Raw genomic sequence first — 13,927 nt, forward strand, 5'->3', positions numbered from 1 at the left:
GGGTTGATCGGGAGTATGAAGTGAGCGGGCTGCTGGTCGCCGGCACCACGTCCGACGCGGGCAAGAGCATGCTGACCGCGGGCATCTGCCGCTGGCTGCGCCGGCGCGGCGTCGACGTCGCGCCGTTCAAGGCGCAGAACATGTCCAACAACTCGGCGATCGCCGTCGACGGTGGGGAGATCGGACGGGCGCAGGCGCTGCAGGCGTACGCGTGCGGGCTGGAGCCCAGCGTCAGGTTCAACCCGGTGCTGCTCAAGCCGGGCTCCGACCGCACCAGCCAGGTCGTCGTCCTCGGCCAGGCCACCGGGCAGATCGGCGCGCGCAACTACCACGAGATCAAGGACCGGCTGCGCGAAACGGTCATGGAGACGCTGCGCGAGCTGCGGGCCAAGCACGACGTGGTGATCTGCGAGGGGGCCGGGAGCCCGGCGGAAATCAACCTGCGGGCGGGCGACCTGGCCAACATGGGTCTCGCCCGTGCGGCGGACCTGCCAGTGATCGTCGTGAGCGACATCGACCGGGGTGGGGTGTTCGCCGCGCTGTACGGCACGCTCGCCCTCCTCGACGCCGACGATCAGTCGCTCGTGGCGGGGTTCGTCATCAACAAGTTCCGCGGGGACTCGGGGCTGCTGCAGCCGGGTGTCGACTCGCTCACGGAGCTGACCGGACGGCCGACGCTCGGGGTCGTGCCGTGGTCCAACGACCTCTGGCTCGACGGTGAGGACTCCCTCGCGTACGACGGGCGGGTCCTCGGCCGGCCGGCGGCGCCGCGCGGCAGGCAGTGGCTGCGGGTCGCGGTGGTCCGTCTGCCCCGGGTCTCCAACGCGACCGACGCCGAGGCGTTCGCGGCCGAGCCGGGTGTCCAGGTGCGGCTCACGGTCGAGCCGGCCGACCTCGCCGACGTCGACCTCGTGGTGCTGCCCGGCAGCAAGTCCACTGTGGACGATCTGCGGTGGTTGCGGGAGCGGGGCCTGGCGGACGCCGTGCTGGCCCACGCGGCGGCGGGCCGGCCCGTCCTGGGCATCTGCGGCGGGTTCCAGATGCTGTCCGAGCGGATCTTCGACGAGGTGGAGAGCCGCCGCGGCGACGTGCCGGGGCTGGGACTGCTGCCGGTGGAGATCACGTTCGCCGCGCGGAAGACGCTCGGCCGGGTCGCGGGGACCGGCCTCGGGTCGCAGCCGGTGCGCGGGTACGAGATCCACCACGGCCTGGTCAGCCGGGCGGCGGACGGGCTGACGCCACTGATCCGGCTGGCCGACGGCACGGGCGAGGGCGCCGTGGTGGGCAACGTGTTCGGCACGCACTGGCACGGGGCGTTCGAGACCGACGGGTTCCGCCGGGCGTTCCTGACCGAGGCGGCGCGCCTCGCCGGGCGGCACGGGTTCGAGGTCGCGCCGGACACGTCGTTCGCCGCGCTGCGGGAGCGCACCGTGGACGTGCTGGGAGACCTGGTCGAGGAGCACCTCGACACCGAGGCGCTGTGGCGGCTCATCGAGGGCGGCGCGCCCGCCGGACTGCCGACCGTGGTGCCCGGCCTGCGCACCGCCGTGGCGGGGTCGCGATGAGCAGCCAGGGGGTGGGCACGTACGGCGGGCTGGCGAGACAGGTCCTCGGCCGGGATCCGCGGCTCGGGGACGTGCGGCTCGTGGCGGTCGACGGGCGGGCCGGGTCGGGGAAGACCACGTTCGCGGGGCGGCTGGCCCGGGCGCTGCGGCGCGCCGGCGCGGACGTCGCCGAGCTGCACACCGACGACTTCCTCGACGGGTGGGCGGAGCTGCTGGCGTGGCGGCCCAGGCTGGAGGAGTGGGTGTTCGCGCCGTTCAGGGCGGGTGAGGACGCCCGCTACCGGCGGTACGACTGGGCCGCCGAGCGGCTGCGTGAGGAGTGGGAGCCGCTGCGGCGACCCGACGTGCTGGTCGTGGAGGGCGTGGGCAGTGCGGGTATGGCGGACCTGACGCTGGCGGTGTGCGTCCACGCGCCGGCGGAATTGCGGCTCGAGCGGGGGCTGATCCGTGACGGTGAGGCGCTGCGGCCGCAGTGGGAGCGGTGGATGGCCGCCGAGGACCGGTTCTTCGCGGACGGCACGGCGTTGCGGGCCGTCGACGTGCACGTCGACGGCGCGCCAGGCGCGGAACACGATCTACAGCACGAGTACTTCATCCTGACGGGCGGGTAGACGCCGGTTGCGCGGGTGGGGGACGATCCGAGAGGCGGCCGGGCACGACCCGGGTGCGACGGGGAGGCGGAGCGGATGACCACGAACGACGTGCAACGCCGGCGGGTGGTGCTGACGGGGATCAGTTCCCGGGCCTGGGAGCACCCCGCGGACAGGGGCGCCCTGGTGGCGCTGCGCGAGCTGCGCGGGTTCGACGACGCGCTGAAGTCGTTGCACGCGTTGTGGAATGAGCGGGCGTGGCGGCTGGAGTTCCTCGGCAACGCGATCCGCGTGGACCACCGGCAGTTCCCACGGGTGCACCGGCTGATGGCGGAGGCCGCGGCGTCGCTGGACCTCGCCGAGCTGCCCGAGCTGTACGTGCAGAGCGACCGCGCGATCAACGGCATGTGCATCGGCATGTCCAAGCCGTTCATCGTGATCAACCGGGGCTGCCTGGAGCTGCTCGACGACGAGGAGCTGCGCTGCCTGCTCGGGCACGAGCTCGGGCATCTGATCAGCGGGCACGCGGTGTACCGCACGATGGTGCTGATCCTGACGGACTGGGCGGTGCGGCTGTCGTGGCTGCCGGTCGGCTCGATGGTGCTGCGGGCGATCGTGGCCGCGCTGATGGAGTGGTGGCGCAAGGCTGAGCTGTCGGCGGACCGGGCGGGGCTGCTCGCCTGCCAGGACCCGGCGGCGTCGCTGCGCCTGTCGATGAAGCTGGCCGGCGGCGGGGACCTGTCGGAGGTCGACACGACCGCGTTCCTGGAGCAGGCGGCGGAGTTCGAGCGGGCCGGTGACCTGCGGGACAGCCTGATCAAGATCCGTATGGTGACCGCGCGGTCGCACCCGATGCCGGTGGCGCGGGCCGCCGAGGTGCGGGCGTGGATCGACAGCGGGGAGTACCAGCGGATTCTCGGCGGGGAGTACCCGCGCCGCTCCGACGACGGGGACGCGTCGGTGAGTGAGGAGATCAAGGCGGCGGCCGCGTCGTACCGGGAGGCGTTCTCGCGGTCGCAGGATCCGCTGGTGGCGTTGCTGCGCAAGCTCGGCGACGGCGCGTCGGAGGTCGGCGACTGGGTCGGCGCCGGCGCCGGCAGGATGCGCGGCTGGATGCGCGGCAATGGCAACAGCAACGGCACAGACAGCACGGAGGGCAAGTCACCGCAGTAGAGCAGCGGCAAGCCAGGTCGGAGACGGGGGAACAGTACGCGCGGTCGGGGTGAGAGCAGCCCTAAAACCGGGGGAAGCCGCGGGTGTGCCGGCGGCAGCGCCAGGGGCGGGCCGGCAGCGGCGCCGACGGCAGGCCGAACTGTAGCGGTGCCGGAGCCAGCGGTGCCGGAGCCAGCGGTGCCGGAGCCAGCGGTGCCAGGCTTCGGAAAGGTCCGGCTGGGCGCCCCGGAAACGTCCGGCGGGGCGTCCCGGAACCGGGACCCACGGCACGGGCTGCTGGCTGGCGCAGTAAGTTCCCGGTATGACAGTGCTCACCGACGAAGAGCTCCGCGCCGCGATCCGGCGGGAGATGCCGGGTGTCCGGGCCGACCTGGAGCGCCTCGTGCGCATTCCGGGGATCGCGTTCACCGGGTTCGACCACAGCCACGTCGAGCGGTCCGCCGAGGCGGTGGCGGAGCTGCTGCGCGGGGCGGGGATTCCCGACGTGCGGCTGGTGCGCAAGGGTGGGCAGCCCGCGGTGCTGGGCCGGCGGCCGGCGCCGCCCGGGGCGCCGACGGTGCTGCTGTACGCGCACCACGACGTCCAGCCGGTCGGTGACCGGTCGCAGTGGCTGAGCGACCCGTTCGAGCCGCAGGAGCGCGACGGCCGCCTGTACGGGCGCGGCACCGCCGACGACAAGGCGGGCGTGATGGCGCACATCGCGGCGCTGCGGGCGTTCGGTGACGACCTGCCGGTCGGGGTGGTGCTGTTCATCGAGGGCGAGGAGGAGTTCGGGTCCGAGTCGCTGGAGGAGCTGCTGCGGGAGCACCGCGACGAGCTGGCCTCCGACGTGATCGTGATCGCCGACTCGGGCAACTGGGACGTCGGCCAGCCGGCGCTGACGACCGGGCTGCGGGGGATCGTCAACGGGTTCTTCGAGGTCCGGGTGCTGGAGCAGGCGGTGCACAGCGGGATGTTCGGCGGGGCGGTGCCCGACGCGCTGATCACGCTGTCGCGGCTGATCGCTTCGCTGCACGACGACGCGGGGGACGTGGCGGTGGAGGGGCTGGTCAGCACCCCGAGCGCGCCGCTGGACTACCCGGAGGACCGGTTCCGTGAGGAGGCCGGGATGCTCGACGGGGTCGAGTTCATCGGCACCGGGCGGCTGGTCGAGCGGCTGTGGACCCGTCCGGCGATCTCGATCCTCGGCATCGACGCGCCGCCGACGGAGGGGGCGCCGAACGCGCTGATCCCGGCCGCGAAGGCCAAGTTCAGCGTGCGGATCGCGCCCGGCGACGACGCGCAGCGGGTGTACGACACGATGACCGCCCACCTGCAGCGGCACGTGCCGTGGGGGGCGCAGGTGACGGTGACGCTCGAGCAGCTCGGGGAGCCGTGCGTGATCGACGCGACGGGACCGGTGTTCGAGGCGGCGCGGCAGGCGTTCGCCGAGGCGTGGGACGGTGTGGCGCCGGTCGACATGGGCGTCGGCGGGTCGATCCCGTTCATCGCGACGTTCCAGGAGCTCTTCCCGAAGGCGGCGATCCTGGTCACCGGCGTCGAGGACCCGAGCACCCGGGCGCACGGGCCGAACGAGAGCCTGCACCTGGGCGAGTTCGAGCGGGTCTGCGTGGCCGAGGCGCTGCTGCTGGCCAAGGTGGCAAGGGTCGCGCACACGGCCTGACGAAGAGGACAAAGCCCCCAGAAGGCGACAAAGCCCCCGTGCGGAGAGGAACAATCACCCGCGCGGGGGCAGCTTCACCACGCTCACGAAGAACTCGTCGATCTGCCGTACCACCGCGATGAAACTGTCGAAGTCCACCGGCTTCGTCACGTAGGCGTTGGCGTGCAGCGAGTAGCTGCGCAGGATGTCCTCGTCGGCCTGCGAGGTGGTCAGCACCACCACCGGGATCCGCCGCAGCTCGGGGTCCTCCTTGATGGCCTGCAGGACCTGCCGGCCGTCGACGCGGGGCAGGTTGAGGTCCAGCAGGATCAGGTCGGGCCGGGCCGCGTCGGCGTGCGGGCCCTCGCGGCGCAGGTACGCCAGGGCCTCCTCGCCGTCCTGCACGACGTTGAGCTTGTTGCGGACCTTGTGCTCCTCGAACGCCTCCTGCGTCATCAGCACGTCGCCCGGGTCGTCCTCGACCAGGAGCACCTCGATCGGCAGGGACGACTCCCTGGGTGCGGTCATTGAACGGACTCCTCAAGCAGCGGGGCGGGCGGCGCGTCGAGCGCGGGCACAGGGAGCGTGAACCGGAACAGCGTACCTTCGGCGGGCGACGGGTCGATCCAGATCCGCCCGCCGTGGTACTCGACGATCTTCTTCGCGATGGCGAGGCCGATGCCGGTGCCCGGGTAGGCGTCCTTGGCGTGCAGCCGCTGGAAGATGACGAAGACCTTGTCGGCGAACTCCGGTTCGATCCCGATCCCGTTGTCCTGCACGCTGATCTCGTACTCGTCGTCGACGCGCGTGCTGGACACGACGATGCGCGGGGTGCGGTCGGGGTGGCGGAACTTCAGGGCGTTGCCGATGAGGTTGCTGAACAGGGCGCCGAGCAGCGGCTCCTCGCCCCGGACCACGGGCAGCCCGGTGAAGGTGATGTCGGCGCCGGTGCTCTGGCGCTGCGACTCGAACTGCTCGGCGGCGTCCAGGACGACCTTGTTCAGGTCGACGTCGGTGAAGCCCGAGGTGAGCCGGCCGATCCGGGAGAAGGCGAGCAGGTCGTTGATCAGCCGCTGCATGCGCTGCGCCCCGTCGACGGCGAAGGCGATGTACTGGTCGGCGCGCTCGTCGAGCTGCCGGGCGTACCGGCGCTGCAGCAGCTGGCAGAAGGACGCCACCTTCCGCAGCGGCTCCTGCAGGTCGTGCGACGCGACGTAGGCGAACTGCTCCAGGTCGCGGTTGGACCTGGTCAGCTCGGCGGCCTGCTGCTCGAGCATCCGGTTGGCCTCCTCGACCAGCCGGCGCGCCTCGACCACGTCGCGCAGCTCGGTGTTGATCCGGCGGCGCATCGTGTCGACGTCGGCGGCGAGCGCGGACAGCTCCGGTGGCCCGCCGCCGGTGATCTCGTGGTCGTAGTTGCCGGCCGCGACGATGCGCACCTCCGCGGCCAGGTCGACCACGGGCCGCGTCACCAGCCGCCGCAGCAGCAGCGCGAGGGCCGCGCCGGCCCCGATGATCACGATCCCAGCGAAGACCAGCAGCAGGATCAGCGTGTTGCCGGTGGAGCGCACCTGCTTGGCCACCACGTCACGACGCGTGCTCACCCCGGTGCGCAGCGCGTTGATCCGGTCAGACGCCGCGGTGTACACCGCCCGCGACGCGTCCGTCGGCGTCGCACGCTCCGCGCTCGGCCCATCACTGCGGGTCTGCGCGATCAGCGGTTCGGTGACCTCCCGGCGGTACCGTGACGTCGCCGCCGCGATGTCGTGCACGGCGGTGAGCAGGTCGGGCTCGTCGGCCAGCAGCCGCTCCAGGTCGGCGATGACCTCGGTCTCCGTCTGCTGCGCGGCCCGGTACGCGTCGAGGTCGCTGTCCCGGCCGGTCAGCAGGTACGTCCGCGCGCTGGTCTGCTGGCGCAGCAGCTGCGAGTACAGGACCTCCGTGTTGACCAGCGCGGGCGTGAGGCGGTCCATCACCTTCGTCGTGTCCGCCCGGTTGGCGCCGGCGGTGATCGTGGCGCTGACCGCGATGAGCCCGAGCAGGCCCGCGACGACCGCGCACAGCGCGATGATGCGGCGCCAGAGGGACCACGTGGTGGGATTCATCCCGCGCTCCTCGGGTCCAGCAGCAGCACGGCGATGTCGTCGGACAGCGGCCCGCCGTTGTGGCCCTCGGCCTGCGCCGCGAGCCAGACCGGCAGGTCACGGGGGCGGGCGCGGCCCGGGTCCTTGAGCACCTCGACGATGCCCTCGATGCCGAGCCGCTCGCCGCCGGACGCGTCGGGCGTGGCGGCTCCCTCGATGAGGCCGTCGGTGTACAGCAGCAGCTGCCAGCCCGGGGCGCCCAGGCGCACCTCGGTGGCCGGGCGCGGCACCCCGGGCATGACCCCCAGCACGAGGCCGGGTTGCACGTCGCACGGCTCGACCCGGTCGCCGGCGATGACGATCGGCGGCGGATGGCCGGCGAGCCGGATGCGGGCGGTGCCCTCGGCCAGGTTCACGGTGGCGACCGCGACGGTGGCGAACAGCTCGTCGGAGCGCCGCTCGCTCACCAGCACCTGCTCCAGGGAGTCCAGGATGTGGTCCTCGGGCACCCCGGCCAGCACCAGGGCGCGCCAGGCGACCCGCAGCGCCACCCCGAGCGGGGCCTCGTCCACCCCGTGCCCGCACACGTCGCCGATGAGCAGGTGCAGGTGGGTGCCGTCGGCGCCGATGGCGTCGAAGAAGTCGCCGCCGAGCAGCCCCCGGTCGCGTCCGGGCCGGTAGATGGACCACAGGTCGGCCTCGACCCCGGCCATGATCGGCTTGGGCAGCAGGCCCCGCTCGAGCCGGGCCGACTCCGCCTGCCGCAGCTCCGACTCGCGCAGCAGCCTGGCCTGCTCGTCGGCGCGTTTACGCTCGACGGCGTACCGGACGGCGCGCGACAGCCCCGTACCGTCGACGGCGCCTTTGACCAGGTAGTCCTGGGCGCCCTCGGCGACCGCGGCGGTGCCGAGGTGCTCGTCCTCCAGGCCGGTGAGCACGCAGACCGCCACCCGGCCGGCCTCCTGCAGCACCTGCCGCAGCCCGTCCAGCCCGCTCGCGTCCGGCAGGCCCAGGTCGAGCAGGACGCAGTGTGCCTCGCGCAGCAGCGGGCGAGCTTCCCGCATCGTCTGCGCCACCTGCACGTCGAACGGCGCGTCGGCCTCCGCGAGCAGCTCCTGGACGAGGAACGCGTCCCCCGGATCGTCCTCGATGAGCAGCACCCGGATGCGCTCGCCCATGCGCAGGCCCAGCCGCCGGTTGCGCAGGTCGATCGTCGTGCCGACGTCGGCCATGCTCACACCCCTGCCAAAGGGGCGGTTAGTTGTCGCGCGGCACACATGGGGACGATCCTTCCCTACCTGACGGCTCGCTGCACGTGCGGGTGCAGTGTCTCAGGCACCGTGGCCGCCGTCACATACTCCTGCTGCGTCCTACCGGTGGATAGGCTTTCGCGCGTGCACGGGCTCGAGAACATCGTCGGACTGATCGCGGTCGTCGTCGCCACCTCCGTGGTGGCCCGCCGCATCGGTGTGCTGTCTCCCATCCTGCTGGTCCTCGTCGGCATCGCGATCTCCTTCATCCCGGGGGTGCTGGAGGTCGAGCTCGACCCGGAGGTGGTGCTCCTCGGTATTCTCCCGCCCATCCTGTACGTCGCGGCGCTGGAGACCTCCGTCCCCGCGTTCCGCTTCAACCTCCGGCCGATCCTGCTGCTCGCGGTCGGGCTGGTCCTGTTCACCGCCGTGGCCGTGGGCCTGACCCTGCACATGCTCCTGCCGCGGGTGCCGCTCGCCATGTGCTTCGCGCTGGGTGCCGTCGTCGCGCCGCCGGACGCCGTGGCGGCGACCGCGGTCGCCAGGCGCATCGGCCTGCCCCGGCGGATCGTCACCGTGCTGGAGGGTGAAAGCCTCATCAACGACGCCACCGCGCTGGTGACCCTGCGGGTCGCGGTCGCCGCCGCGATCGGCGAGGCCGTCGACGCGTGGTCGATCACCCGTACCGCCTCGATCGCGGTCATCGGCGGCGTCGCCATCGGCGTCGCGGGCGGCATCGTCCTGGGATTCCTGCACAAGCGCGTCGAGAACCCGCTCATCGACAACGCGCTGTCGCTGCTCACCCCGTGGCTGGTGTTCCTGCCGGCGGAGCGCATCCACGCCTCCGGCGTCGTCGCGGTCGTGGTCTGCGGGCTCGCCCTCGGCCACCGGATGCCGACGCTGATGTCGGCCGCGTCGCGGCTGCAGATGGATGCTTTCTGGCGAATGGTGAAGTTCCTGCTCGAAGGGGCGGTCTTCCTCCTCGTCGGGCTGCAGCTGCGGGCGCTGATCCAGGAGGTCGAGCGGTCGTTCTGGTTCACCGTCGGCTGCCTCGCCGCGGTCGTCGGCGTCGTGGTCGTCGCCCGGATCGTGTGGCTGTTCCCGACCGTGTACCTCGCCCGCCTCATCCCACGCGTCCGCCGCCGCGACCCGGCCCCGGCGATGGCCGCCCCGGCCGTCATATCCTGGGCCGGCATGCGGGGCGCGGTCACCCTCGCCGCCGCGCTGTCGCTGCCCGCGCCCGCCGCGGCCGGGCACTATCCGCGAGGACTCTTCGTGATCCTCGCCTTCGGTGTGATCGTCGCGACGTTGGTACTGCAGGGAGCGACACTGCCGACGGTGGCCCGGTGGCTGAACGTGCCCGGCGACGACGAGAAGGAGGACGCGCTCGCGGAGGCGTCGGTGCAGCACGAGGCGAGCCGCGCCGGCAAGGCCCGGCTGGAGGAGGTGGCCGAGGACGCCCCCGAAGGAGTGGTCGAGCGGCTGCGGCAGGTCGCGCTCAGCCGGTCCAACCTCGCCTGGGAGCGCCTCGGCCGGTCCGATCGGGAAACGCCGTCGGCCGCGTACGCCCGCCTGCGCCGCGAGATGCTGAACGCCGAACGGGAGGTCTTCCGGCAGGCCCGCGACACCGGCAAGATTCCCGAGGAGACGCTGCGCCAGGCGCAGCGCGACATGGACCTGGAAGAGTCACTGCTGGAGCGAGGAGATCTGTGACCTGCGCGCACATCGAAGCGGCGGAGAAGGTGGACGCCCCGGAGGTCGACGGCTGCCCGGAATGCGTGGCCATGGGCTTCTCCGACTGGGTCCACCTGCGACAGTGCCTCACCTGCGGACACGTCGCCTGCTGCGACTCCTCCCCGCGGCGGCACGCGACCCAGCACTTCCTCACCACCCACCACCCGGTCATGCAGTCGATCGAGCCCGGCGAGTTCTGGCGCTGGTGTTACCTGGACGAGACCATCGGTTGACCCTGTCGTGACGTCCTACCTGCGGGTATGCGTGTTCTCAGCCCTTTCTAAGGAGACGCCGGACACAATCATCTCCAGTTGGGCATGGAGTCGGGTGCATTCGTGTTGCCATGGTCAACGGGGAATGGCCGACTGACAACGGGGTAGGGGGCGGACCATGGTGAGCGGGACATGGTAGACGCGATCATGGATCTGGTGGCTGCTCCCACCGTTCTCTACGCCACCATTCTGGTTCTGCTCACCGTCGACGCGTTCATCCCGGTCGTCCCGGCCCAGGCCCTGATGATCGGCGGCGGCATCCTCTCCACCACGGGCCACGTCCAGCTGCTGCTGCTCGTCGCCGCCGGTGCGCTCGGCGCCGTCTCCGGTGACCTCCTGGCGTTCCTGGTCGGCCGCCGGCTGGCCCGCCGCGACGCCGACGCGCCGCAGCGCCTGACCCGCCGCAAGCCCAGGGCGATCACCCTGCGCCTCAACGAGGCCATGCGCAAGCACATCTTCCTGGCCGTGCTGCTGTGCCGCTTCGTCCCCGCCGGTCGCATGATCACCGCGATCTACGCCGGCCGCAACGGCGTGTCGACCAGCCGTTTCGCCACGTACGACGTGGTCGCCGCCACCCTGTGGGCCTCCTACGGCGCCCTGCTCGGCCACTTCGGCGGCGAGGCGATCGCCGACTCGTCGTGGCTGCCGCTGACCCTGGTCGCCGCCGCCGCGCTGCTCTTCCTCGCCGGTGCCCCGCTGCTGGGCCTCGCCGGCCGCCTGCGCAAGCGCGCGACGGCCACGGCTGCCGCCGCCGGTCCGGCCGGCGTGGCGGTCGTCGCCGCCTTCGCCACCGAGCCCCCGGCCGCGGCGCCGACGGCGGCTGCCGCGCGGGACGCCTTCCTGGCCGCGCCGACGGACATGCTTGCCGTGCCGACGGACATGCTGGCGGCGCCGACGGACGCGGCAGCTTCCCGCGCCGGTGACATTCCGGCGCCGCGGGACGCCGCTGTTGCCGCCGGTTCGGCGGCCACTGGTGCGGCGGCCGCTTCGACTGGTTTGGCTTTGGTCGTTGGGGGTCCGGCCGGCGGTGGGAAGGACGGGCGGGCGGCGTCGGCCGCCGGCGCCGGTCGCCGCTCTCGCGGGCGGTCCGTCGTCGGCGCGTGCCTGGCCGCGACGCTGGCCGGCATCGGCCGGGCGATGCGCGGGGCACCGGGCATGCCGGTCGTGGCCGCCGCGCCGCAGCCGGTGCGCCGCCGCTGCCGCCGCACGGCGATGGAGACCCTCGCGGCCGCCGAGCCGATGGCCGCGATCGAGGTGCTCGTCGCCGCTGAGGCCGTGGCTGCCGCCGAGTCGGTTGTCGTGCAGGTCAACGGTCTGCAGAACGCCAGCTGAGCCGACTGGCCCGGAGCCGGGTCAGGGGTGCTGCGGGGTTTGTCGTGGCCTGTCTTGGCTCGGGTGGTCGGGTGGTGGTGCGGGTGTCGAGCCGATGGCCGCGGTCGAGGTGCTCGTCGCCGCTGCGGCCGTGGCTGCCGCCGAGAGCCGGTTGTCGTGCGGGTCAACGGTCTGCAGAACGCCAGCTGAGCCGACTGGCCCGGAGCCGGGTCAGGGGTGCCGCGGGGTTTGTCGTGGCCTGTCTTGGCTCGGGTGGTCGGGTCGTGGTACGGGTGTCGAGCCGATGGCCGCGGTCGAGGTGCTCGTCGCCGCTGCGGCCGTGGCTGCCGCCGAGTCGGTTGTCGTGCAGGTCAACGGTCTGCAGAACGCCGGCTGAGCCGACCGGGCCCGGACCCGGGTCAGGGGTGCGCGGGGTTTGTCGTGACCCATCCTGGCTCGGGGTGGCCGGGCCGGGAACTCCTTGCCGCCCCGTTGCCGGTCAGCGCGCACGGCAACCGATATTTCGGATTCGCCCCGGAGAATGGCAGAGAGAGCGGACCTCAGACGCACCGAACGGCGTGGCGCGCCGCCGCGGCCGTCCGGTGGGCGCGACGGGGTGGAGCGAACACGCTGCCGCCGGGATCGGGCCGGCAACACGGCAGTTGAGCGGCGCGGCGGATGCGTCGGGTGGAAACCTCGAAAGCGCGGGGAAGCGCGGAGGTGAATGGCCGCGCCCCGATCACCCGTCAGTGCGACGACCCGCCAAAGGGCACGACCGGCAGACACGCAAAGGGCCGCGCCGAGACGGCGGTGGCCCCGGTAAACCCGCAAGAAAGCAGCGGAAAAGGCAGGGGCGCGGTGCCGGAGAACCGGTGCCGCGCCCCTGCCTGATGGTCCCGTTACGTCACATCTTGATCTGCTGGCCGTTGTCGTTCCAGGTGTTGTTGCTCCACGTGGGAAGCTGCGACGCCTGGAATGCCTGGGTGCCGTAGTAGCCGCCCTTGGGCCAGAAACCGCCGCCGGACTGGCGCATGAACCTGTTGTTCGTGACCTTGCCGTTGGTGATCTTGTAGTTGGCGTCGTACCAGTAGAACGAGTAGCCGCCACCGTTCATGAGGTTGCTGTCGACCACGACGTCGCTGATCGAGCCGATGTCGGCCTTGAGCAGGATGCACGACGTCTGGGTGTGCTGGTTCTCCAGGCGGTTGTGCAGGATCCGGATGTAGGACGCGTTCGTCGACTGGATGACGTCGTTGTGCTGCGCGGAGCCGGTGCCGCCCGGGTCGTGCAGCCAGGAGTCCTGGACCGTGCCGCGGCCGTCGATGCGCAGGATGTCGCCGGAGCCGTGGGCGTTGACCCGCAGGAGGGTGAAGCCGGTGCGGCCGATGAGGGCGATGCCACCGGTCGAGGCGTCCTTGAGCTGGCCGTCGATCTCGGTGTCCTCGATGCGCAGGTTCGCGTTGTCGTCGGTGGACGTGACGGCCTGGACGTTGGCGACGCGGATCCGGCTGTTGCGGATCGTCACGTTCTTGGCCTTGATCTCGAGGTGGCCGTTGATGTCCTTGCCGTCGATGACCGTGCCGGCGACCGTGATGGTCATGGGGCCGGTGTACGGCGTCAGCGTCACCTTCTTGCGGGTGTCACCGGGCAGGCCCTGCGGGTAGCCGGTGTTGTTCGCGGCCGGGAAGCCGGCGACCGTGTAGGTCGGCGGCACCCCTCCGCCACCGCCACCGCCGGGCGCCGGCGGCTTCGGGCTCGTCGAGGCGCTCTTGGAGGGCGACGGCGACGCCGCCGAGGGCGACGTGGACGAGACCGGCGCGACGCTGGTCGAGGTGGACGGCGTGCCGGCGACGGGGCTGGTCGTCGGGCGGCCGGCCGAACCGGTCGCCGGCAGGTCCTTGCAGGCGCTCAGGGCGCCGCCGGCGAACAGCGCCGCGGCGACGATGCCGACGCTGGTGCGGCGTAACGCGCTGCGGGTCACGGTGGTCGGAGAGTTGTGGTGCGTGTTCATGTGCGGGGAATCCTCCCGGATCAGTCGACATCCGTCAGTCGACGCGGCCTCAGGCCTGTCGTAGCTTTTCGGCGTGAATGCTCGGTTGGTGATTCCGCTCCTTACTTTCGACTGCATATGTCCTGCGAGAAACCGGGTGCGATTCATTTTCGGCAATGCCGTCAAGATCGGCGTTCGGTACGTCGCTCACAACCTTGCGTAACGTTTTCCGGGTCGAAGCATGCCACGGTTCGCCGGGGGAGTGAAACCCTCGGGCGTGCCGTCGTCGGCACCTTTAGCTTTCTTAAGTCGGGCC

General features: G+C 72.0%; 11 protein-coding genes. 7 read left to right on the plus strand and 4 right to left on the minus strand.

Annotated features, from left to right (window positions below; all coding sequences use genetic code 11):
• The first annotated feature begins 68 nt into the window (after positions 1-68).
• The 4 genes from OP18_RS10215 to OP18_RS10230 all read left to right on the plus strand — a co-directional run bounded on the left by OP18_RS10215 (position 69) and on the right by OP18_RS10230 (position 4,991).
• A complete protein-coding gene (locus tag OP18_RS10215; protein WP_052386517.1) occupies positions 69-1,565 on the plus strand; it encodes a cobyric acid synthase in 1,497 nt (498 codons plus the stop codon).
• Positions 1,562-2,176 carry a uridine kinase family protein gene (locus OP18_RS10220; protein ID WP_033358495.1) on the plus strand — a complete coding sequence of 205 codons (615 nt, stop codon included), beginning with the start codon at positions 1,562-1,564 and terminating at the stop codon, positions 2,174-2,176. The genes OP18_RS10215 and OP18_RS10220 overlap by 4 nt, the downstream gene beginning before the upstream one ends.
• A 75-nt stretch (positions 2,177-2,251) precedes the next feature.
• A complete protein-coding gene (locus tag OP18_RS10225; protein ID WP_033358496.1) occupies positions 2,252-3,328 on the plus strand; it encodes a M48 family metallopeptidase in 1,077 nt (358 codons plus the stop codon).
• Positions 3,329-3,629: 301 nt separating this feature from the next.
• Positions 3,630-4,991, plus strand: coding sequence for a dipeptidase (locus OP18_RS10230; protein WP_033358497.1), 1,362 nt, complete (start codon positions 3,630-3,632; stop codon positions 4,989-4,991).
• A 54-nt stretch (positions 4,992-5,045) separates the two neighbouring features.
• On the opposite strand, the gene OP18_RS10235 is transcribed toward OP18_RS10230, so the two are convergent.
• The 3 genes from OP18_RS10235 to OP18_RS10245 are packed head-to-tail and all read right to left on the minus strand — an operon-like array spanning position 5,046 to position 8,286.
• A complete protein-coding gene (locus tag OP18_RS10235) occupies positions 5,046-5,498 on the minus strand; it encodes a response regulator (RefSeq protein ID WP_033358498.1) in 453 nt (150 codons plus the stop codon).
• Positions 5,495-7,075, minus strand: a complete 1,581-nt coding sequence (locus OP18_RS10240; protein ID WP_033358499.1) for a sensor histidine kinase — start codon at positions 7,073-7,075, stop codon at positions 5,495-5,497. Before OP18_RS10240 ends, OP18_RS10235 begins: the two co-directional genes overlap by 4 nt.
• Positions 7,072-8,286, minus strand: coding sequence for a PP2C family protein-serine/threonine phosphatase (locus tag OP18_RS10245; protein ID WP_052386477.1), 1,215 nt, complete (start codon positions 8,284-8,286; stop codon positions 7,072-7,074). Before OP18_RS10245 ends, OP18_RS10240 begins: the two co-directional genes overlap by 4 nt.
• Positions 8,287-8,448: 162 nt before the next feature.
• Here OP18_RS10245 and OP18_RS10250 point away from each other — a divergent pair, with 162 nt between their 5' ends.
• From OP18_RS10250 to OP18_RS52225, 3 genes are all read left to right on the plus strand, one after another.
• Positions 8,449-10,017, plus strand: a complete 1,569-nt coding sequence (locus OP18_RS10250; protein WP_033358500.1) for a Na+/H+ antiporter — start codon at positions 8,449-8,451, stop codon at positions 10,015-10,017.
• A complete protein-coding gene (locus OP18_RS10255; protein WP_052386478.1) occupies positions 10,014-10,271 on the plus strand; it encodes a UBP-type zinc finger domain-containing protein in 258 nt (85 codons plus the stop codon). Before OP18_RS10250 ends, OP18_RS10255 begins: the two co-directional genes overlap by 4 nt.
• Before the next feature lie 171 nt (positions 10,272-10,442).
• The gene (locus OP18_RS52225) at positions 10,443-11,642 is read left to right on the plus strand and encodes a DedA family protein (protein WP_052386479.1); all 1,200 of its coding nucleotides are present in this window, start codon (positions 10,443-10,445) and stop codon (positions 11,640-11,642) included.
• 883 nt (positions 11,643-12,525) lie between these two features.
• Here OP18_RS52225 and OP18_RS10265 read toward each other — a convergent pair.
• Positions 12,526-13,632 (minus strand): hypothetical protein, encoded by a 1,107-nt coding sequence (locus tag OP18_RS10265; RefSeq protein WP_033358501.1) that lies wholly within the window; start codon positions 13,630-13,632, stop codon positions 12,526-12,528.
• Between the last annotated feature and the right edge of the window lie 295 nt (positions 13,633-13,927).

This window comes from Dactylosporangium aurantiacum (assembly GCF_000716715.1).
Lineage (GTDB): Bacteria > Actinomycetota > Actinomycetes > Mycobacteriales > Micromonosporaceae > Dactylosporangium > Dactylosporangium aurantiacum.

Bases quoted from the DNA above. Each gene is read 5' to 3' on its own strand.
- OP18_RS10215 (WP_052386517.1), top strand. From the start codon at position 69: ATGCTGACCGCGGGCATCTGCCGCTGGCTGCGCCGGCGCGGCGTCGAC.
- OP18_RS10220 (WP_033358495.1), top strand. From the start codon at position 1,562: ATGAGCAGCCAGGGGGTGGGCACGTACGGCGGGCTGGCGAGACAGGTC.
- OP18_RS10225 (WP_033358496.1), top strand. From the start codon at position 2,252: ATGACCACGAACGACGTGCAACGCCGGCGGGTGGTGCTGACGGGGATC.
- OP18_RS10230 (WP_033358497.1), top strand. From the start codon at position 3,630: ATGACAGTGCTCACCGACGAAGAGCTCCGCGCCGCGATCCGGCGGGAG.
- OP18_RS10235 (WP_033358498.1), bottom strand. From the start codon at position 5,498: ATGACCGCACCCAGGGAGTCGTCCCTGCCGATCGAGGTGCTCCTGGTC.
- OP18_RS10240 (WP_033358499.1), bottom strand. From the start codon at position 7,075: ATGAATCCCACCACGTGGTCCCTCTGGCGCCGCATCATCGCGCTGTGC.
- OP18_RS10245 (WP_052386477.1), bottom strand. From the start codon at position 8,286: ATGGCCGACGTCGGCACGACGATCGACCTGCGCAACCGGCGGCTGGGC.
- OP18_RS52225 (WP_052386479.1), top strand. From the start codon at position 10,443: ATGGTAGACGCGATCATGGATCTGGTGGCTGCTCCCACCGTTCTCTAC.
- OP18_RS10265 (WP_033358501.1), bottom strand. From the start codon at position 13,632: ATGAACACGCACCACAACTCTCCGACCACCGTGACCCGCAGCGCGTTA.